We start from the raw sequence: 18,108 nt of genomic DNA, 5'->3' as shown, positions 1-18,108 counted from the left end.
GATTTCGTCATTCCGGGGCGATGCGGAGCATCGAACCCGGAATCTCGAGCCAGTAACCTCTAGATTCCGGGTTCGCGCTTTGCGCGCCCCGGAATGACAGCGAGGAACGGCCCTTGTTTCATCTCACTGTTTCGCCCAGCTATAACCTGCTAGCAAGTCCAAGAATTGACCGGGATTTCGGGTATGTCAGTACAGGGTAGCCAAGGAAGTATTGTCATTGGCGGCGGCGCGTTTGCCGGCCTGGCGCTGGCGTTGGCGCTGCGCCAGGGCTTGGGGCCCGAAATTCCTGTAATCGTCGCTGATCCCGCCCTCAGCATGCGGCCGAGCCGCGATCCTCGCGCCACCGCCATCGTCGCGGCTTGCCGCCGGCTGTTCGAGGCGATCGGCGCCTGGGACGACGTCAGGGGCGAGGCGCAGCCGATCCTTGATATGGTCGTCACCGATTCCAAGCTGGAAGACGCGACGCGCCCCACCTTCCTGACCTTCGCCGGCGATGTCGCGCCGGGCGAGCCTTTTGCGCATATGGTCGAGAACAGGCGGCTGATCGACGCGCTGGTTGCGCGCACGGAAGCCGCCGGCGTCGATCTCAGGGCGACGGCTGTGACGTCTTATGACGCGCGCCCCGACGGCATCGACGTGACGCTCGGCGATGGCAGCACCATTGCCGCGAGCCTCTTGATCGCGGCCGACGGCGCGAAGTCAAAACTGCGCGAACGCGCCGGGATCGCCACCCATGGCTGGGACTACGATCAATCCGGCATCGTCGTCACCGTCGGTCACGAGCGCGATCATGAGGGCCGCGCCGAAGAGCATTTTCTTCCCGCAGGTCCGTTTGCGATCCTGCCGCTCACGGGAAAGCGCTCGTCGCTGGTGTGGACCGAGCGACGCGCGGAGGCCGCGCGCATCATCGCGCTCAGTGACGAGGAATTTCACAGCGAGCTCGAACAGCGCTTTGGCCTGCATCTCGGCGAGGTGAAGGCGCTGGACAAGCCGCGCGCGTTTCCGCTGTCCTATTTCGTGGCGCGCTCCTTCATCGCGGAGCGTTTGGCGCTGGTCGGCGATGCCGCGCATGTCATCCATCCGATCGCGGGCCAGGGCCTCAATATGGGCCTGAAGGACGTTGCGGCGCTGGCGGAAGTCGTGGTCGATGCGGCACGGCTCGGCATCGATATCGGCCAGGCCGACGTGCTCGAGCGCTATCAGCGCTGGCGCCGCTTCGACACCATGGCGATGGGGCTTGCGACCAACACGCTGAATTTCCTGTTCTCCAACAAGTCGACGCTTCTGCGCACCGTGCGCGACATCGGCCTCGGCCTCGTCGACCGCGCCCCGCCGCTGAAGAATCTCTTCATCCGCGAGGCGGCCGGACTTACCGGCGACGTGCCAAAACTGTTGAAGGGCGAGGCGTTGTAAGGCGAGTAGCGAATGGCGAATGGGTCTTTCGCTACTCGCCATTCCCCATTCGCCCTCTTCAATCGATCTTCCGCGCCTCTTCCGGCAGCATGATCGGGATGCCGTCGCGGATGGGATAGGCGAGCTTGGCCGAACGCGAGATCAGTTCCTGCCTGTTCGCATCGAACTCCAGCGGTCCCTTGGTCAGCGGGCACACCAGGATCTCCAGAAGCTTGGGATCGACGGTGTTTTCGGGGCGTTCGGTGGGCGTGTTCATCACATCAAATCTCGGGTTCGCGGCTTGCTCTAGCACATCCGTTCGCGCGGCGTAACATGGCTAGCGCGCGACGATCCGCAAGAGTTCGTCGAGCACGTCCTGCTGCCGGTCCGGCGATAGCTGCTGGTCCGACAGCGCGAAGCCGAAGAAGGCCCAGAACAGGATTTGCGCGCGGGCGCGGGCGATCTCCTCGGCAAGGCCGGCTTGCTTCAGGAGCTCCTCGATATAGTCGAGCCGGCGCCGGTCCATCGCCACGACCGCGGCGCGTGCCCGCGCGTCGTTCGCGGCCCAGCTCCGGACCGCCTTCTCCAGCAACAGCTTGCGGCCGAAAGTCAGCCGCAGCAGCACGGCCAGCGGGTCTTCGCCGCTGTCCTGGTTTTTGGCAGCCTCGACCCCGGCGATGATCTGCTCGGTGGCGACCTCGCGCCAGCGGTCGAGGATCGCGGCGTGAAAGGCGCCGATATCGGCAAAGTGCCAGTAGAAACTGCCGCGCGACACGCCCATCGCCTTGGCCAAAGGCTCGGCCTTCAACGCCGTGAAGCCGCTTCTCGCCAGTATCTTCAGGCCGAGATCGACCCAGTCCTTCGCCGAGAGCTGATCGGCCATGGTTCCCCGCCTCGTGAAATCCAACCATACACTAGTGTATTGACAGGTGCCAGTGCACGAGCCTATATCCATACAGTGCTGTATGGTCAGCACCGTATGGTTTTCGGAGGTTCGAATGCGCGATCTTCTGTTGCAGGCTGCGGGTGTCATCGCCATTCTCGTCAGCCTTGCCCACGCCGTGCTCGGCGAGACCAAAGTATTTGCCCGCGCCACGATCGAGCCTCCGCGGCTGCGCACCCTCATCCGTCTGGTCTGGCAGGCCGGCACCGTGGCGTGGATTGCCGGCGGCGTGCTGTTGATCGCGGTGCCCTGGATGGGGTCGGATGCGGCGCGGCATTGGATCGTCGGAACACTGGCAGTGGTGTTCGGCTTCGCCGCCGTTGCCAATGCGCTGGCGACGCGCACGGTGCATCTCGGCTGGATCGGGATGAGTGCCGTCGTGGCGCTTTCGGTCGCCGCCTATTAGCGGTGCCGCTGCGATGGAGGTGCACGCCCCTTCCGAGGCCGGCTTCGACCGGCGCTATCTCGCAGCCATCAATGCCTGGGCCAATTTCAACGTCTGGGCCGGGTTCGAGGTGACGATGGCTGCGGACGGCGACGCCGAAATCCGCATGAACTGGAACGACGGTTTTGCCCAATATTCCGGATATCTCCATGCCGGCATGATCGCGGCCCTGCTCGACACGGCCTGCGGATTCGCCGCGGCGACCAGGGTCGGTTCGGTGACAGCCTCGCATTTCTCGATGAACTGCCTGCGGCCGGCGGTCGGCGATTACTTCGTTGCCAAGGGAACGACGGTACGCGCAGGGCGTAAGCAGATATTCGCCAGGGCCGAGCTCCTGGCCGCGAACCAGCAGGGCGATTTGTCGCTCGTCGCAACCGGCGAAACCGTGCTGGTTCCCGTCAGCGCGGACGCGCAAAATCGGTGAGGGCCAAAACATGCCACTGACACTCGTCACCGGGGGCACAGGCCATCTTGGTCAGGACATCGTCACACGGCTCGTGCGCGAGGGTCATCGTGTGCGCGTCTTTGCCCGCTCGCCGCAAGCCGATACCGACGTCGAATGGGCGATCGGCGATCTCGCCACCGGCGCCGGACTGCGGGAGGCGCTGCAGGGCGTCGATATCGTCATCAATGCCGCCACCTATTCGCCGATCGCGCGCCGCGGCGGCGTCCGGCCCATGGACTTCTTCACCTCGCCCTCTGCAGTCGATGTGGAAGGAACCGAGCGGCTGTTGTCCTTCTGCAGCGCGGCTTCGGTGCAGCACTTCCTCCATGTGTCGATCGTCGGGCTCGACGAGGCCACGCTGCCCTACGCGCGGGTCAAGCTCGCCGGCGAGCAACTGGTTCGCAGGTCGGCGCTGCCCTGGTCCATCGTCCGCGCGATGCCGTTCTACTATCTGCTCGACAAACTGCTGGCTGGCTTGAGCTGGTTGCCGATGTGGCCGGTGCCGACGACGCTGTTCAATCCGGTCGACACGTCAGATGTTGCCGACCATATCGTGCAATGTGCCTTCGACGGCGGACGCGGCGAGCGCCCCGAGATCGGCGGGCCGGATGATCTCAGTTGCACCGAGTTCGCGCGCCAGTATCTCGACGCCCGCGGCATGCACCGGAAAATCCTGCCGATGTCGCTTTCGGAGCGGAAGGCACGCGGCATGGGTTTTGTCGTCAGCCATGGCGTGCGCGGACAAATGTCATGGGCCGACTGGCTGCGCGGTCAGTATCCGGCCGCGCGCGCCGCGGCTTAGCCAGAGCGTTTTCCAGCGAAGTGGACGCCGGTTCGCGTCTGGAAAACGCGTCAAAACAAGAAGACCGCTATTGCAGCGGCGGATCGCCGCTGGTGCGCTTCTTGGCGAGATCCATCTCGGTGACCGCGATCAGGATTTCCGCGCGCGTCTTGAGGTCGGGCGCCTCCAGCATGGCCTGCTTTTCCGCGGGACCATAGGGCGACATCATCGCGAGCGCGTTGACGAGGGCTTCATTGGGGGCGCTCTCGACGCCCTCCCAATCGACCTTGAGGTTGTTGGCCTTCAAAAATTCCGCCAGTGCGACGAGCAGCGCATCGCGATTGACCTCGTCCTCGCCCTTGCGCGCGGTAAAATCGTCAGTGAAGGCGAAGAAGTCCACCTTGCACTGCCGGTAGGCGGTAAGCACCTCGAGCTCCTGGACCACCTTGAAGCGCGCGACGCCGGTCAGTTCGAGGATGTAGCGGCCGTCGCCGGATTCGGCGAGCTGGGTGATGCGGCCGACGCAGCCGACCTGGAATAGCGTCGGCTTGTCCGAATCCTTCGGCGAATGCGCCACATCGGGCTGGATCATGCCGATCAACCGATGGCCGTCGCGGAAGGAATCGTCGACCATGGCGAGATAGCGCGGCTCAAAAATGTTGAGCGGCATTTGGCCGCGCGGCAGCAGTAGCGCACCCGGCAACGGAAACACCGGGATGATTTCCGGAAGATCGGCGGGCCCGCGATATTCGATGTTGATCGGCATCTGGAGCCGTCCCCGGTGGTCTTGTTAGCGCATAGCCTGCCTAAGAAAACAGGATGGTCGACAGCTTCTTGCGTCCGTCGACGGTTGCATCATCCGTGCCGCCCCAGGCCTCGAAGAACTGCACGAGCTGCTTGCGCGCGCCGTCGTCGTTCCATTTGCGGTCGCGCTTGACGATCGCCAGCAATTGGTCGGTTGCCGCCGCCCGGTCGCCCTGCGCGTTGAGCGCGGTCGCGAGGTCGAAACGTGCCTGATGATCGAGCGGGTTTGCGGCGACTTTCTGTTCCAGCTCGGCAACGGGACCGAGCGACTGTGCCTGCTCGGCGAGATCGATCGAGGCCTGCACGGCCTTCACGGCGGCGTCATTGCGCTTGGATTCCGGCACCATGGCAAGCGTCTGCTTGGCCTGCTCGATCGCGCCCGAGACGACGTAGCATTTGGCGAGGCCCGCAAGCGCGGCGATGTTGGTCGAATCGACCTGCAGCGCCTCGGCATAGATCTGGGCTGCGGCCGCGGCGTCGCCTTCGGCGAGCACGGCCTCGGCCTCCTGGATGATCTCGGCGACATTGACCTCGCCGGGCGCCGTGACGCCCTTGGTCAGCCGCTCGATGAAGGCGTTGACCTGGCTCTCAGGCACCGCGCCCATGAAACCGTCGGCCGGCTGGCCGTTGACGAAGGCGATCACGGCGGGAATCGACTGAATACCCATCTGGCCGGGTATCGCCGGATGCTGGTCAATGTTCATCTTGACCAGCTTGACCTTGCCCTTGGCCGCCTTGACCGCCTTTTCCAGCACGGGGGTGAGCTGCTTGCACGGTCCGCACCACTCGGCCCAGAAGTCGATCAGCACCGGCTGGCGCTTCGATTCCTCGATGACGTCCTTCACGAAGGTCTGGGTGGTCGTGTCCTTGATCAGATCGGCCGCAGCCTGGCCCGTGGCTCCGTTACCCTGGTCGATGATCGTCACGGGGTCCCTCGTCTTATCCAAATGAACTGGGCGGTCTTTAGCACGCCGCCAAGGCGGATGCTGCCGTACCGGCCCCTAAATTGGGCCGGGCCGGCCGATTTTCAATCCGCCGGAACCGATTCGGGTGCTTCCAGGCCAATTCGACCTCGTTTTCTTCGGTTTGGGGCCCATATGGGGTCTTCGAATGCGATTCTATGTCGCCGGTAGCTGTTGCATTCGCCGGCGGCTTTTGGCATACGACAGCCGTTGCCGGCGCGTCATGCGACCGACACAGGACGCGGGTGTAGCTCAGTGGTAGAGCACGACCTTGCCAAGGTCGGGGTCGAGGGTTCGAGCCCCTTCGCCCGCTCCAATTTTCCCCCAAGCGTCTGGCGTGACTGAGACGGATCCTCCGTCGGTCCTGCCGTTCGTCCGGGGACGCATGGAATTGCAATGACGATCCTGGTCACCGGCAGCGCGGGCCATCTCGGGGAAGCGATCCTCCGGACACTGCGCGCACGGGGCATGGCCGCGCGCGGGATCGACCTGAAGCCGTCGGCCTTCACCGATGCCACCGGCTCCATCGTCCACGCCGGCTTCGTCCGCGCGCAGATGAAGGACGTCACGTCCGTCCTCCACACGGCGACGCTGCACAAGCCGCATGTCGCGACGCATTCGAAGCGGGACTTCATCGACACCAACGTCACCGGCACACTCAATCTGCTCGAGGCGGCCGTTGCCGCCGGTGTGCGGAGCTTTGTGTTCACGAGCACGACGAGCGCATTCGGCTCGATGCTGAAGCCTGACACAGGCGGCGCTGCTGTCTGGGTCACCGAAGAATTGCCGTCGGTGCCGAAGAACATTTATGGCACCACAAAGCTGATGGCGGAGAATCTGTGCGAGCTGTTCTTCCGCGAGCATCGTCTTCCCGTCATCGTACTGCGAACGTCGCGCTTCTTCCCCGAAGACGATGACGATCCGGTCGCGCGTGCCAGCTACGTGCTGGACAATGCGCAGGCGAATGAGCTCCTCTATCGCCGCCTCGATATCGAGGACGCGGTGACGGCGCATCTCCTGGCAAGCAAGAAGGCAGGCGAGATCGGCTTTGCGCGTTACATCGTGTCGGCGACGAGCCCCTTCACGCAACGTCACCTTGCCGCTCTTCCGCGCGATGCGGCCGGCGTGGTGCGAAAACTCTATCCGGAGTGCGATTCTCTCTACGCGAGGCGCGGCTGGCGTCTGTTCGACGAGATCGACCGCGTCTACGTCAACGATCGCGCGCGCCGCGAACTGGGCTGGCAACCCAGGTTCGACTTTGCCCATGTTCTGAATAGCCTTCGCGCGGAACGGGATTTTCGCAGCGAGCTGGCGCGCCAGGTTGGCGCGAAGGGATATCACGACGCCGTCTTTGACGATGGACCTTACCCCGTCGCCTCGTGACCCGGATGGTTGGGAAAACTCGGCAACTTCCGTCCCGGCTTGGGAACGGTAAGCCCCGACCGATGTTCTCAATGATGGCGAGGACAACAGGGAATGTTTGGCATGGCGCTCCGCGCGAGGCGCATCTGTGTCGGGCTTGTGTTTGCCCTGATAGGGAGTTCGGCATCAGGCGCGGAGATGAAGCCGGACGCGATCAATTCGGCACAATCCCCTGCAAAAGCTCTGTCGAGCGAGAAGGCGAGCCCTTTGGGCATTCGTCTTCAGGTCCTCCTGGATCGCGCGCACTTCTCGCCGGGCGAGATCGACGGCAAGTTCGGAGAGAACGCCAGGAAGGCGCTGCGGGCCTATGCTGAGGCCCTGCAACTGCCGAGCGGCGATACCGTGACCGACGAGCTCTGGAAGAGGTTGGTCGCCGACGACCGGCCTGTGCTCGCTGACTACACGATCACGGACAAAGATGTTTCGGGACCCTTCCTGGCGAAACTGCCCTCCAGGATGGAGGACATGAAGGACATTCCCAAGCTGGGCTTCACCAGCGCGCGGGAAGCGCTCGCCGAAAAATTCCACATGAGCGAACAACTTCTCTCAGTCCTGAACCCTGGCCAACGTTTTGACCGCGCGGGAGACAAGATCATCGTCGTCGATACGAGTGGCGGACAAGATCCTTCTGCCGCCAAGGCCGAGAGGATCGAGGTCGACAAGGGTCGGCAAACCGTGAGGCTGTTCGACAAGGCGGATGCCCTGATCGGCTTTTATCCCGCGACGGTCGGAAGTGAGGAAAAGCCATCGCCCTCCGGCACGCTGAAGGTGACCGAAGTCAATCGTAACCCGACCTATCGCTACAATCCCGACTATCATTTTAGGGGCGTTCACGCGCGCAGGCCCTTCAAGATCAGGCCCGGCCCGAACAACCCGGTCGGGACAATATGGATCAACCTCTCGGCCGACGGGTACGGCATCCATGGCACGCCGCATCCGGGAAAGGTCTCGAAGGGGGAGTCACACGGTTGTGTGCGACTGACGAACTGGGATGCCGAACGGGTCGCAGAACGCGTAGCCAAGGGTACACAGGTCGCTTTCGTCGAAAGGACGCGCTGAGCGGCGCGCAAGCGGCGGTCCGATCTGACATCATGAAGAACCTTTCCAACACCGCATTTTCTCCCGAGGTCATCGAGATCATGACCGCTGCATTGGAAGCTGCGATCGCCACCCTGCCGGAGCCGATTCAATCACGGCACGTCAACCTAGTCGCGGAGTCCATTCTACGCTCCGCCAGCGCCGGTGAGCGTAACGTCGAGTCGTTAGCGCGGCTCGCTCTGCTGGAGCTCCGCCTGATTCCACGAACGGATCAACGATGATGCAGAAATATCGAACGAACCTTGGAACGAAGCTTGCCGTGATTGCACTTGCGTTGACCGCAATGTGCGCGCCTGTCTCCGCGGAGACCTGGATGAACTATCGGATCCCCGACACCGGAGGGTCCGTGGATATTCCATCTTCCGTTTTTACCGAGGACGGGGGCCAGATGGACGGAGGCGGCCTGCGGCTGCGCAGGGCGGACGGCCAGGCCGTTCTGAGCGTGCAGTCCACTCCGATTGAGCCCGGTGTATCGCCGGCGGCTTTCCTCGCCAGCAAGAATCCGCCGGCCGGCATCATCTACAAGCGGGTCACACCACGTTTTTTCGTCGTCTCCAGCATCAAGCGCGACAAGATTTGGTATAACCGCTGCAACTTCGGTGGCGGTTACGCCCAATGTGTCCTGATCAACTACCCAGCAGCCGAGAAGCGGCAGTGGGACGCAATCGTCACACGAATAAGTCATTCACTGAGCGGCGGCTAAGCGTCCGTCGGCAAATTCTGCGTTGCAGCGGAGGCTGCCCAAGGTTGCGAGGTGGGTGACGTGGCGTCGTGATCTGTGGGAGGAGCGCGGGCGCCGTTGCCTCAACCTTGACCGATCCCAGGTGCGCGTTAGCACCGGCCAAATATTGCGCTGCAGCGCGACCGGCTGACACGATCAGGCCCGCAAGGCCACTTCACCACTTTTGTTTCCGTCTCAATTTTTGCTGAGCCCAATTGCGACGGGCGGGCTGCGCTTCTCACCGCTTGCAGATGTGCTAACCTTTTTCGCATCTGTCGTTTCGACAGACTCCGAACTTCGTCTCTCGAATAGCCAAAACAAATAACTGCCAGTCCATGCGGCTGGCTCAGGGGAGTGACGCGATGAAATCGGTATTCTTTCAATCGGTCCTGGCGCTAGCAGCGGTTGCCCTTCTCGCAGGGACAAGCGCCGGCAATGCGCAGCAACAGGACAAGAACCGCGCGCTGAAGAAGTACGAATCCGGCACCAAGGAATTCTGGACCCATCCGCCGGATGACTGGTTCCTCGGCGACGAGACCGAGGCGCAGAAGGGCCTCGCGCCGCCTTCGGGCCCGCCGACCGGCGCGTCGGAGGCAGAGCTCGCCGCCATGATGAAGAAGATCAAGCTACCGGCCGGCTTCAAGATCGAGGTCTGGGCGCCCGGCGTGCTGGCCGCGCGGCAGATGGCCTGGGGTGACAAGGGCACGCTGTTCGTCGGCTCGTTCGGCCTCGGCAACGTCTATGCGATCAAGGACAATGGCGGCAAACGCGAAGTCAAGACGGTCCTCAAGGGCCTGAACATGCCGACCGGCCTCGCCTTCAAGGATGGCGCACTCTACGTCATCGCGACCGACAAGCTGATTCGCTACGACAACGCCGAAGCCAACGTGGACAATCTCGGCCAGGGCAAGGTCGTCTATGACGATATGCCGTCCTATGCCGCGCATGGCTGGAAGTACATCGCGGTGGACAAGGACGGCTGGTTCTATCTGCCGTTCGGACCGCCCTTCAACATCGGCATTCCGCCGACCAGCGTCTCGCAGATCCGGCGCGTCGATCCCAAGACCGGCAATGCCGAGATCTATGCGCTCGGCGTCCGCAACTCGGTCGGCGGCGACGTCGATCCGCGCACCGGCAAGTACTGGTTCACCGAAAACGCCCGCGACTGGATCAGCGACGATCTGCCGAGCGACAAGCTCAACATGATCTCGAAGATCGGCGAGCATTTTGGTTATCCGTACTGCCACCAGGGTAATCTGCCTGACGACAAGTTCGCGATGGGCCACAAATGCTCCGAGTTCACGCCGCCCGTGGCGAATCTCGGCGCACACGTCGCTCCGCTCGGCATGAAGTTCTACACCGGCGACCAATTCCCCGCCGAGTACAAGAACAACATTTTGATTGCTGAGCACGGCTCCTGGAACCGACACAAGTACCAGGGCGCGCGCATCAAGCGCGTGATCGTCGGGCCCGACGGCAAGAACGCCAAGCAGGAGATCTTTGCCTCCGGCTGGCTCGAGGGTGATCAGGGCTATCTCGGCCGTCCCAACGACATCATCCTCGCCAAGGATGGCTCGATCCTCGTCGCCGACGATTGGGCCGGCGCGATCTATCGCATCAGCTACAGCAAGAAGTAGCTGACGATGTGAACGAGAGGCTGCGGTGGCCGAAGGGCGGCCGCAGCCTCTTGATTTTTTTTTGGACAGTGTCGTTCCGGATCGCGCGAAGCGCGAGTCCGGAACCCATAACCACGAACGGGGGTTATGGATTCCGGGCTCGCCCTTCGGGCGCCCCATTGCACAATTGCGTAATGTGGAATGACGAACCCTTAGAGAGTGGATTTCCGATCATGCGCCGGCCGATCGTTTCGCATGCCATCAGCGCGCTTGCGCTCGTAGCGCTCGCCTGCGTCCCGGCCCACGCTGTCGACATCAGGGAGAAGGCCGCGGTCTGTGCCGGCTGCCATGGCGACAACGGTATTTCGCAGACCGAGAACATCCCCTCGCTCGCGGGCCAGCCGGACCAATTCATCCAGTGGCAGCTCGTGTTCTTCCGCGCCGGCTCGCGCAAGAACGAGCAGATGCAGCCGGTCGCCGAAGAAGTCACCAACGAGGACATCCGCAGTTTCGGCGCCTATTTTTCGCAGATGACGCCGCCGAAGGGTGCTGAGGACAAGGATCCGGACTTATCGAAGAAGGGCGCACAAGTTGCCGTCGGCCGCCGCTGCGCCTCATGCCATACGGATAGCTATGCCGGCACCAAGGCCGTCGCGCGTCTCGCGGGCCAGCGCGAGGAATATCTGGTCAAGGCGCTGCACGACTACAAAGCCGGCCAGCGCGTCGGCGGCGGTGTCGCCGCGATGGCCGACGTCGCCTATCACATGAGCGATGAGGAAATCACGGCCGTCGCGCATTACTTGGCGCATTTGAAGTAGTGGTAGGTGTAGCGGCAAATTCTGCTGTCGTCCCGGACAAGCGCAGTTCCTGGCAACGCGTAGCGTTGTCCAGAGCGGGAGCGCTGATCCGGGACGACAGCGGAGTTTGCGGCTAATCCGCTCGCTGCTTCTCATACGCCTTGAGATGCGTATAGGCGATGCGCAGCTTTGGCACCGGCACTTTCGCCGCGTCCGCGCGCGCGATGAGGTCGCCGATGACGTGATCGGCCTCCACCGGCAGACCGGCCTTGATGTCACGGAACATTGATGCCGTCATCGGCGAGCCCTCGGTGGTGATCATGCCCTTGACGCGCTCGAAGAACGGCCCGGCCGGCGTATAGCCAGACGCGGTTGCGATCGCGCTGGTCTCGTCGAGCATGCCGAGCAGAAAATCCTTGCCGCCAGGCACGGCGAGGATGTTGCCGACGGAGGTGCGCATCAGGCTGGTTGAAGCGGCGAGCGACGACAAAAAGACCCACTTCTCCCACATGTCCTGCAAAATGTTCTGGCTGGCGCCGGCGCCCGCGATGCCGCTCTTGAAGGCCTCGTCGATCGCCTTCACACGGTCCGACAGTTTGCCGTCGCGCTCGCCGTAATTGATCGACTGCATCGGCTGGAGCTGCACCACCTCGCGCTGCTCGTTCAGCGTCGCGGCAATCGCACAGAGCCCGCCCAGCACCCGGTCGGCGCCGAATCTTTGGTCGAGCACGTCGAGATGCCGCATGCCGTTGAGCACGGGGACGATCGTGGTCGAGGGACCGACGGCCGGCGCGAAGGATTTGATGGCGTCGTCGAGATCGAACGCCTTGCAGCTCAGCAGCACAACGTCGAATTTTTCGGTGAGCTTGTCCGCCTGCACGGCCGGCGGATTCTTCAGCGTGGAGTCGCCGTTCGGGCTCTTGATGACGAGCCCTGCACTGGCAAGCTCCTGGGCGCGCCGCGGCCGTACCAGGAAGGTGACGTCGCGGCCGGCCTGCAACAGCCTGCCGCCAAAATAACCGCCAATGGCACCGGCGCCGACCACGAGGATACGCATGGGAGAACTCCGTTATTGTTGTTCTTCGGAAAGGGGCGAATGGCGAATAGGGAGTAGCGCATAGCACAATCCGGCGGTCATTCGCTATTCGCCACCCGCCATTCGCACTCTCACTTCCCCATCACCATTTCCTCGACCTCGCGCAACTGCTCCTTGCCAAAAAACATCTCCTTGCCGACGAAGAAGGTCGGCGAGCCGAACGCGCCGCGGGCGACGGCGTCTTCGGTGTTCTTGATCAGGATGGCCTTGATCTCGGGCTCCTGCGCACGGGCGAACAGCTTTTGGGCATCGAGCCCGGAGGCGGCGAGCGCCTTCATCGCGATGTCCGGGTCATCCATCTTCTTCGGCTCGCGCCACATGTGGTGGAAGGCGGCCTCGACATATTTTTCGAACACGCCTTCGCGCTGTGCGGCGACCGCCGCGCGCATCAGGTTCAGCGTGTTGATGGGAAAGTCGGGGTTCCATACATAGGGCTGGACGTGGAAGCGTTTGAGGAAACGCTCGGTCTCGACGGCGTGGAATTCGCGCTTGTTCTTGATGCCGGCGAGCGTCTCGGCCGGCGATTTGTTGTTGGTAGCCTTGAAGATGCCGCCGAGCAGCACCGGTACATACGCGAACTTTACACCGATCCGCTGCTCGATCGCCGGGATCGCCTCATGGCTGAGATAGGCATTGGGGCTGCCGAAATCGAACAGGAACTGTGGGGCCGCGCGCGTCAATGTTACCTCCATGACATCTTCTTCATCGCATTGTCGCGCAGGGCCGAGCGGAGGTCCATCGTTTAATGACGGTCATAATACCTAAGCGGCCCGCGTTCGATCAGATCAGGCGCCGGATTGCGCGTTTCCGCCACACCAGCATGTAATAGCCCATCTGCAGGATGAGCATGGCGGAGAACACGATCGGGTAGGCGGCCCAGACGCCCTGGATGCCGATGCTGCGGCTCAGGATGATCGCGGACGGCAACTCGATCGCGACGATGGCCAGGGTCGACAGCAGCATCGGCGTCAGCGCGACGCCGCCGGCCCGCATGGCGCCCGAGAACACGGTCGCCATGCCGAACGGCACCGAGCTCCACAAGGCGATGTAGAGCAGTCCCTTCGCGAGATCGAGCACCGCGGCATCGGTGATGAAGATGCCGAGCACCGCGCGCGGTGCGAGATAGATCAGCGCCACCAATCCGCCGGTCAGGAACAGGTTGAACATGAGGCCGGTTCGCACGATCTCGTTCAACCTGTTCGCATTGCCGCCGCCGATGGCCTGGGCGCCGAGGATCGACACCGAGATCGAAATCGACATCGCGGTGAACTGCGTGTAGCCCATCACCTGGTTGACGGCGCCATAGGCCGCGGTCGCAGCCGAGCCAAAGCCGTTGACGAGGCCGAGCAGCACCAGCTCGGCGATCGCCATCGCGACCATGCCGACGGCGCTCGGGAGCCCGATGCCGAGGACCTTGCCGAGCACGGCGCCATCGATCCGCAGATGACGCGCGAGCGCCGCGTCCGGCGCCAGCGCATGCTTCTTGCGGCGAAGGTATATCGTGAGCACGACGAGCGTCAGCGCATTCGAGATCGCGGACGCCCAAGCCGGACCGGCGATGCCGGACGTCGGCAGTCCGAACCAGCCGCGGATCAGGACCGGCGTCAGCACGAGGCCGATGAAGGTCGACAACGCCAGCGCCAGCAGAGGCGTCAGCGTGTCGCCCACGCCGCGGATCATCGCCGTCGACAACAGAAAAGCGAAGCCGAGCGGCATCGTGAGCAGCATGATGCGCGCGTAGTGGCTGGCCTGGTCGAGAATGTCAGGCGGCGTTGCGAGCGCCGTCATCAATTGCCGGCTGAACAGGCCGCCGAACAGCGCGACCGCGCTCGCAAGCAGGAGCCCGACTGCAAGCGTAGTACCGGCGACAGCCTTGATCTTGTCGTGTGCGCCGGCGCCCCAGGCCTGGCCGATCAACACGGTCGCACCCGTGCTGAGCCCCATGACGAAGGCGAACAGGAAGAACATCACCGGGAAGAACACCGACACGGCCGCGAGCGCGTCGACCCCGATCATGTGGCCGAGATAGACATTGCTGACGGTCCCGAACAGCGACTGTAGGGCGTTGCTCAGCATCAAAGGTGTGAGGAAGGCGAGGAACGTCTTCCAGAGTAAATGGGGGGCGGACATGGGTCTTCCTTTCAATGGGCGTGCGAAGCCGTTGCCGCGCGAGGTGCGCGCGGCTTGGGCCGTCGATCAGTGTGAGAGTGAGGCTCGCCTAGGCGCGGTCGCTGCAGGCGAGCTTGACGATGTGGTCGCGGATGTCGGTGGGCCAATCCGCGATCAGTCCGACGAAGCGTCGCCGGTCATCCGCGAACAAGGCGCGCGAAGCCTCCTCGAAATTCGCAAGATTGCCCGCCATGGTCGCCATGAAGTGGTAGGCGGCATCGCGCGCCTGACGCTCGCGATCCTTGTCGCCGCTCGCACGTCGCGCGTCGTCGACGAGCTTGCGCAGCGCAACGGATGCGCCGCCCGGCTGGTCGTTGAGCCACTCCCAATGCCGCGGCAGCAATGTCACCTCGCGCGCGACCACGCCGAGTTTTGGCCGGCCGCGGCCGCGCGGTTCGCTCGGCGGCTCGGTTGCTTGGGCGGAAGGAGGCGGCGCGAGTTTCGCCAGCCGCGCCACCACCTCGCGTTCATCGCCGCGCAGGTCGAAATCGATCGGGCGTCCCGTCGCATCGGTGAAGATCACGATCGGCTCGTTGCCCCGGGCCTGCGCCCGCTTCACCGCGAGCGCGACTTCGGTCATCGGTCCGGATGCCAGGCGCCGCTGGCCGGCGAAGGCTGTGAAAGTGTCAGTCATTGGAATCATTGCCAATTTGATCAGTTCGACGGATTAATACCCGGATAAAATAGTCCCGTCAATATGCCCGGGTAAAATTCCATCGGCGGGTGGCTCGACATTCCCCCGCCGGGCTGGCACGAACGCGGGCCAATCGACCACGCGACCGGGGATCAAAGCGATGCTGACCGTTCATCACCTCAACAATTCGCGCTCGCAGCGCGTGCTGTGGCTGCTCGAGGAGCTGGGCGTGCCGTACGAGATCGTGCGCTATCAGCGCCAGCCGGACATGCGCGCGCCAAAAGAGCTGCGCGCCATCCATCCGCTCGGCAAGTCGCCTGTCATCACCGACAACGGCAACACCGTCGCCGAGTCAGGCGCGATCATCGACTACATCGTCAGCACCTACGGCAACGGCAGGCTCGTCCCGCCGCCGAACACGCCGGAACGGCTGCGCTACACCTATTGGCTGCACTATGCGGAGGGATCCGCGATGCAGCCGCTGCTGCTCAAACTGTTGTTCACGCTGATGCCGAAGCGCGCGCCGGCGCTGTTGCGTCCTCTGGTGCGCAAGGTCTCGAACACGGCGCTAACGTCGCTGGTCAATCCGCAGCTTAAGCAGCACATGGACTATTGGGAAGGCGAGCTCGGCAAGAGCGAATGGTTCGCAGGCAATGAGTTCACCGCGGCCGACATCCAGATGAGCTTTCCGCTGGAAGCCGCGCAGTCGCGCGGCGGTCTGGAGCAGGGCCATCCGAAGGCGATGGCGTTCCTCGAGCGCATCCACGCGCGTCCCGCCTATCAACGCGCGCTGCAGAAGGGCGGGCCGTACGAGCTGGCGCGGTAGATTGTCATTCCGGGGCACGCGAAGCGTGAACCCGGAATCTCGAGATTCCGGGTCTGGTGCTAGCGCACCATCCCGGAATGACGACCTAGTTCACCGCCGCGATCACCTCCCTGACGCGCGGCCCAACGAGGCGCTATTGCCCAGCCGCCTCCGCGCCGCGGGTGCGCGGATCGGGCGCGCCGAGCGGACCGTTCGGCGTCACCGCGATCGAATTGGCCGAGGTCTGTTCCATGGTCCCGCCGATGGCGTGGCCCAAGCGCTTCAGCTCATTGATTGCATCGTCGGAAAAGCCGCGCTCCATCCTGACTTCATCGGGCAGCCATTGATGATGCAGCCGTGGCGCGGCGACCGCGGCGGCGACGTCCATCTTGTAGTCGAGCACGTTGACGATCACCTGGAGCACGCTCGAGATGATGCGGCTGCCGCCGGGCGAGCCCGTGACCAGCACCGGCTTGCCATCCCTGAGCACGATGGTTGGCGACATCGAGGATAGCGGCCGCTTGCCGGGGCCGGGCAAATTGGCCTCGTAGCCGACGAGGCCATAGGCGTTGGATGCGCCGACCGCGGCGGTGAAATCGTCGAGCTCGTTGTTGAGCAGCACACCGGTGCCCTCGGCAACGAGGCCGACGCCGTAACTGAAGTTGAGCGTGTAGGTGTTGCTCACGGCATTGCCGCGGCTGTCGACGACGGAGTAGTGCGTGGTGTTGCTGCCTTCGCGCGGCGGCGTCGCGGCCGCGACGATCTCGCGCGACGGCGTGGCGCTATCGGCCTTGATGCCGGCGCGCAGTCTGTCCGCATAATCCTTTGCGATCAGGGTCTGGATCGGCGCCCTGACGTAGGCGGGATCGCCGAGGTAGCGCGCACGATCCGCATAGGCGCGCTTCATCGCCTCGATCAGCAGGTGCAGCGATGCAGGCGAGCCCTGTTTCAGGTCGGAGAGTGGAAAGCCTTCCAGAATGTTGAGTGTTTCCACCAGCACTATGCCGCCGGACGACGGCTGCGGCATCGACACGATGTCGTGGCCGCGATAGGTGCCGCGCACGGGCTCGCGGATCACGGCTCGGTACGATCTGAGATCGTCCGACGTGATGATGCCGCCGGCGTCGCTGATGGCCTTGGCGAGCTTCTCGGCAACGGGCCCCTCGTAGAATCCGCGGGGCCCTTGCGCAGCAATGGCCATCAGCGTTTCCGCAAGATCGCTTTGCACCAGGCGATCATCCTCGCGGAGCGGCGTGCCATCCGGCCGCGAAAAGATTTTTGCGGAGGAGGGCCAGCGCGCCAGCCGCCGGTGCCAGCTCGGCAGGGTGTCGGCCATGTCATCGCTGATGACAAAACCGTCGCGCGCCAGCGCGATTGCCGGTTGCAGCAATTCGGCCAGCGTGAACTGGCCCGAGCCGTATTTCTCAAGCGCCAGTGCCAATCCGGCAACCGTACCGGGAATACCGATGCCGAGTGCCGAATCGCGCGATTTGGCGATGTCGGGCCTTCCGTCGTCGCCGAGGAAGATGTTTGCCGTGGTCGCGGCCGGTGCGGTCTCGCGATAGTCGATCGCGACGGCTTCCTTGCGTTCCGCCGAGTGGATCACCATGAAGCCGCCGCCGCCGATATTGCCGGCGCGCGGATAGGTGACGGCCATGGCAAAGCCGGTGGCGACAGCGGCATCCACGGCGTTGCCGCCGCGCCGCAGGATATCGGCGCCCACTTGGGCCGATATCTTCTCCTGTGCCACCACCATGCCATGTTCGGCACTGATGGCGTGGACCGAGTCGAGCGAAGGCGGTACATAGACGCGCCGTTCTTGCGCGGTGGCGGGCAGGATTCCCGCAAGCAGAAACGCGATCGTCGCGAGGAATTTTCGCCGTGTTTGATAAGACGACATCATCACACTTTCGCCGTGCCTTCGGACCAACCCCACCGTGTGACATGATGCTATACGGTTTGCGCAAAGTCAGGCAAA

Annotated in this window: 20 protein-coding genes and 1 tRNA gene; 12 read left to right on the top strand and 9 right to left on the bottom strand. The window is 63.5% G+C overall.

What is annotated here, in order from left to right:
* Nucleotides 1-183 precede the first annotated feature (183 nt).
* A complete protein-coding gene (locus KUF59_RS00625; RefSeq protein ID WP_212456413.1) occupies nt 184-1,413 on the top strand; it encodes a ubiquinone biosynthesis hydroxylase in 1,230 nt (409 codons plus the stop codon).
* A 58-nt stretch (nt 1,414-1,471) separates the two neighbouring features.
* Here KUF59_RS00625 and KUF59_RS00620 read toward each other — a convergent pair whose 3' ends face one another.
* Together KUF59_RS00620 and KUF59_RS00615 are read right to left on the bottom strand one after the other, a co-directional pair.
* Nucleotides 1,472-1,669, bottom strand: a complete 198-nt coding sequence (locus KUF59_RS00620) for a Trm112 family protein (RefSeq protein ID WP_212456414.1) — start codon at nt 1,667-1,669, stop codon at nt 1,472-1,474.
* Nucleotides 1,670-1,729: 60 nt separating this feature from the next.
* A complete protein-coding gene (locus KUF59_RS00615) occupies nt 1,730-2,275 on the bottom strand; it encodes a TetR/AcrR family transcriptional regulator (RefSeq protein ID WP_212456415.1) in 546 nt (181 codons plus the stop codon).
* 115 nt (nt 2,276-2,390) lie between these two features.
* Here KUF59_RS00615 and KUF59_RS00610 point away from each other — a divergent pair, with 115 nt between their 5' ends.
* From KUF59_RS00610 to KUF59_RS00600, 3 genes are read left to right on the top strand one after another with little or no spacing between them, the layout of a single operon-like run.
* On the top strand, nt 2,391-2,741 hold the full coding sequence (locus KUF59_RS00610) for a hypothetical protein (RefSeq protein WP_212456416.1): 351 nt from the start codon (nt 2,391-2,393) through the stop codon (nt 2,739-2,741).
* A 13-nt stretch (nt 2,742-2,754) separates the two neighbouring features.
* On the top strand, nt 2,755-3,204 hold the full coding sequence (locus KUF59_RS00605; RefSeq protein ID WP_212456417.1) for a PaaI family thioesterase: 450 nt from the start codon (nt 2,755-2,757) through the stop codon (nt 3,202-3,204).
* A 10-nt stretch (nt 3,205-3,214) separates the two neighbouring features.
* The gene (locus tag KUF59_RS00600) at nt 3,215-4,027 is read left to right on the top strand and encodes an SDR family oxidoreductase (protein WP_212456418.1); all 813 of its coding nucleotides are present in this window, start codon (nt 3,215-3,217) and stop codon (nt 4,025-4,027) included.
* 67 nt (nt 4,028-4,094) lie between these two features.
* Here KUF59_RS00600 and KUF59_RS00595 read toward each other — a convergent pair whose 3' ends face one another.
* Nucleotides 4,095-4,772, bottom strand: coding sequence for an LON peptidase substrate-binding domain-containing protein (locus tag KUF59_RS00595; RefSeq protein WP_212456419.1), 678 nt, complete (start codon nt 4,770-4,772; stop codon nt 4,095-4,097).
* Nucleotides 4,773-4,812: 40 nt separating this feature from the next.
* Nucleotides 4,813-5,736 (bottom strand): thioredoxin, encoded by a 924-nt coding sequence (trxA, locus tag KUF59_RS00590; protein ID WP_212456420.1) that lies wholly within the window; start codon nt 5,734-5,736, stop codon nt 4,813-4,815.
* A 277-nt stretch (nt 5,737-6,013) separates the two neighbouring features.
* On the opposite strand from trxA, the gene KUF59_RS00585 reads away from it, so the two are divergent.
* The 7 genes from KUF59_RS00585 to KUF59_RS00555 all read left to right on the top strand — a co-directional run bounded on the left by KUF59_RS00585 (nt 6,014) and on the right by KUF59_RS00555 (nt 11,447).
* Nucleotides 6,014-6,088 (top strand) — tRNA-Gly (locus KUF59_RS00585).
* Nucleotides 6,089-6,168: 80 nt separating this feature from the next.
* Entirely contained in the window at nt 6,169-7,155 is a 987-nt protein-coding gene (locus KUF59_RS00580) for an NAD-dependent epimerase/dehydratase family protein (RefSeq protein ID WP_212456421.1), read from the top strand.
* A 102-nt stretch (nt 7,156-7,257) separates the two neighbouring features.
* Nucleotides 7,258-8,253 carry a L,D-transpeptidase family protein gene (locus KUF59_RS00575; protein WP_212456422.1) on the top strand — a complete coding sequence of 332 codons (996 nt, stop codon included), beginning with the start codon at nt 7,258-7,260 and terminating at the stop codon, nt 8,251-8,253.
* Nucleotides 8,254-8,285: 32 nt separating this feature from the next.
* Complete coding sequence (locus KUF59_RS00570; RefSeq protein WP_212456423.1) at nt 8,286-8,513, top strand: hypothetical protein; 228 nt, start codon at nt 8,286-8,288, stop codon at nt 8,511-8,513.
* Entirely contained in the window at nt 8,510-8,995 is a 486-nt protein-coding gene (locus KUF59_RS00565) for a hypothetical protein (RefSeq protein ID WP_249140075.1), read from the top strand. Before KUF59_RS00570 ends, KUF59_RS00565 begins: the two co-directional genes overlap by 4 nt.
* Before the next feature lie 380 nt (nt 8,996-9,375).
* Nucleotides 9,376-10,650, top strand: coding sequence for a PQQ-dependent sugar dehydrogenase (locus KUF59_RS00560; RefSeq protein ID WP_212456424.1), 1,275 nt, complete (start codon nt 9,376-9,378; stop codon nt 10,648-10,650).
* Nucleotides 10,651-10,862: 212 nt separating this feature from the next.
* A complete protein-coding gene (locus KUF59_RS00555) occupies nt 10,863-11,447 on the top strand; it encodes a c-type cytochrome (protein ID WP_212456425.1) in 585 nt (194 codons plus the stop codon).
* Nucleotides 11,448-11,559: 112 nt separating this feature from the next.
* On the opposite strand, the gene panE is transcribed toward KUF59_RS00555, so the two are convergent.
* From panE to KUF59_RS00535, 4 genes are all read right to left on the bottom strand, one after another.
* Entirely contained in the window at nt 11,560-12,483 is a 924-nt protein-coding gene (gene panE / locus KUF59_RS00550) for a 2-dehydropantoate 2-reductase (RefSeq protein WP_212456426.1), read from the bottom strand.
* 110 nt (nt 12,484-12,593) lie between these two features.
* Nucleotides 12,594-13,202: a 2-hydroxychromene-2-carboxylate isomerase gene (locus KUF59_RS00545; protein ID WP_212456554.1), complete on the bottom strand. Its 609-nt coding sequence runs from the start codon at nt 13,200-13,202 to the stop codon at nt 12,594-12,596.
* Nucleotides 13,203-13,302: 100 nt separating this feature from the next.
* Nucleotides 13,303-14,652 carry an MATE family efflux transporter gene (locus KUF59_RS00540; RefSeq protein WP_212456427.1) on the bottom strand — a complete coding sequence of 450 codons (1,350 nt, stop codon included), beginning with the start codon at nt 14,650-14,652 and terminating at the stop codon, nt 13,303-13,305.
* 88 nt (nt 14,653-14,740) lie between these two features.
* Nucleotides 14,741-15,325, bottom strand: a complete 585-nt coding sequence (locus KUF59_RS00535; RefSeq protein WP_212456428.1) for a DUF2239 family protein — start codon at nt 15,323-15,325, stop codon at nt 14,741-14,743.
* A gap of 160 nt (nt 15,326-15,485) precedes the next feature.
* Here KUF59_RS00535 and KUF59_RS00530 point away from each other — a divergent pair, with 160 nt between their 5' ends.
* A complete protein-coding gene (locus KUF59_RS00530) occupies nt 15,486-16,151 on the top strand; it encodes a glutathione S-transferase family protein (RefSeq protein WP_212456429.1) in 666 nt (221 codons plus the stop codon).
* A gap of 133 nt (nt 16,152-16,284) precedes the next feature.
* Here the strand turns inward: KUF59_RS00530 and ggt are convergent, their stop codons facing one another.
* A complete protein-coding gene (gene ggt / locus KUF59_RS00525; protein WP_212456430.1) occupies nt 16,285-18,033 on the bottom strand; it encodes a gamma-glutamyltransferase in 1,749 nt (582 codons plus the stop codon).
* Nucleotides 18,034-18,108 lie beyond the last annotated feature (75 nt).

Origin of the sequence: Bradyrhizobium arachidis (assembly GCF_024758505.1) — a bacterium.
GTDB classification, from domain to species: domain Bacteria; phylum Pseudomonadota; class Alphaproteobacteria; order Rhizobiales; family Xanthobacteraceae; genus Bradyrhizobium; species Bradyrhizobium manausense_C.
This window is presented reverse-complemented; position numbering and strand designations above follow the sequence as displayed.

What these genes read in the sequence shown, in the direction of transcription:
- KUF59_RS00610 (WP_212456416.1), top strand. Translation starts at nt 2,391, where the DNA reads ATGCGCGATCTTCTGTTGCAGGCTGCGGGTGTCATCGCCATTCTCGTC.
- KUF59_RS00540 (WP_212456427.1), bottom strand. Translation starts at nt 14,652, where the DNA reads ATGTCCGCCCCCCATTTACTCTGGAAGACGTTCCTCGCCTTCCTCACA.
- KUF59_RS00575 (WP_212456422.1), top strand. Translation starts at nt 7,258, where the DNA reads ATGGCGCTCCGCGCGAGGCGCATCTGTGTCGGGCTTGTGTTTGCCCTG.
- KUF59_RS00600 (WP_212456418.1), top strand. Translation starts at nt 3,215, where the DNA reads ATGCCACTGACACTCGTCACCGGGGGCACAGGCCATCTTGGTCAGGAC.
- ggt (WP_212456430.1), bottom strand. Translation starts at nt 18,033, where the DNA reads ATGATGTCGTCTTATCAAACACGGCGAAAATTCCTCGCGACGATCGCG.
- KUF59_RS00535 (WP_212456428.1), bottom strand. Translation starts at nt 15,325, where the DNA reads ATGACTGACACTTTCACAGCCTTCGCCGGCCAGCGGCGCCTGGCATCC.
- panE (WP_212456426.1), bottom strand. Translation starts at nt 12,483, where the DNA reads ATGCGTATCCTCGTGGTCGGCGCCGGTGCCATTGGCGGTTATTTTGGC.
- KUF59_RS00625 (WP_212456413.1), top strand. Translation starts at nt 184, where the DNA reads ATGTCAGTACAGGGTAGCCAAGGAAGTATTGTCATTGGCGGCGGCGCG.
- KUF59_RS00605 (WP_212456417.1), top strand. Translation starts at nt 2,755, where the DNA reads ATGGAGGTGCACGCCCCTTCCGAGGCCGGCTTCGACCGGCGCTATCTC.
- KUF59_RS00565 (WP_249140075.1), top strand. Translation starts at nt 8,510, where the DNA reads ATGATGCAGAAATATCGAACGAACCTTGGAACGAAGCTTGCCGTGATT.
- KUF59_RS00560 (WP_212456424.1), top strand. Translation starts at nt 9,376, where the DNA reads ATGAAATCGGTATTCTTTCAATCGGTCCTGGCGCTAGCAGCGGTTGCC.
- KUF59_RS00595 (WP_212456419.1), bottom strand. Translation starts at nt 4,772, where the DNA reads ATGCCGATCAACATCGAATATCGCGGGCCCGCCGATCTTCCGGAAATC.
- KUF59_RS00555 (WP_212456425.1), top strand. Translation starts at nt 10,863, where the DNA reads ATGCGCCGGCCGATCGTTTCGCATGCCATCAGCGCGCTTGCGCTCGTA.
- KUF59_RS00615 (WP_212456415.1), bottom strand. Translation starts at nt 2,275, where the DNA reads ATGGCCGATCAGCTCTCGGCGAAGGACTGGGTCGATCTCGGCCTGAAG.
- KUF59_RS00530 (WP_212456429.1), top strand. Translation starts at nt 15,486, where the DNA reads ATGCTGACCGTTCATCACCTCAACAATTCGCGCTCGCAGCGCGTGCTG.
- KUF59_RS00580 (WP_212456421.1), top strand. Translation starts at nt 6,169, where the DNA reads ATGACGATCCTGGTCACCGGCAGCGCGGGCCATCTCGGGGAAGCGATC.
- KUF59_RS00570 (WP_212456423.1), top strand. Translation starts at nt 8,286, where the DNA reads ATGAAGAACCTTTCCAACACCGCATTTTCTCCCGAGGTCATCGAGATC.
- KUF59_RS00620 (WP_212456414.1), bottom strand. Translation starts at nt 1,669, where the DNA reads ATGAACACGCCCACCGAACGCCCCGAAAACACCGTCGATCCCAAGCTT.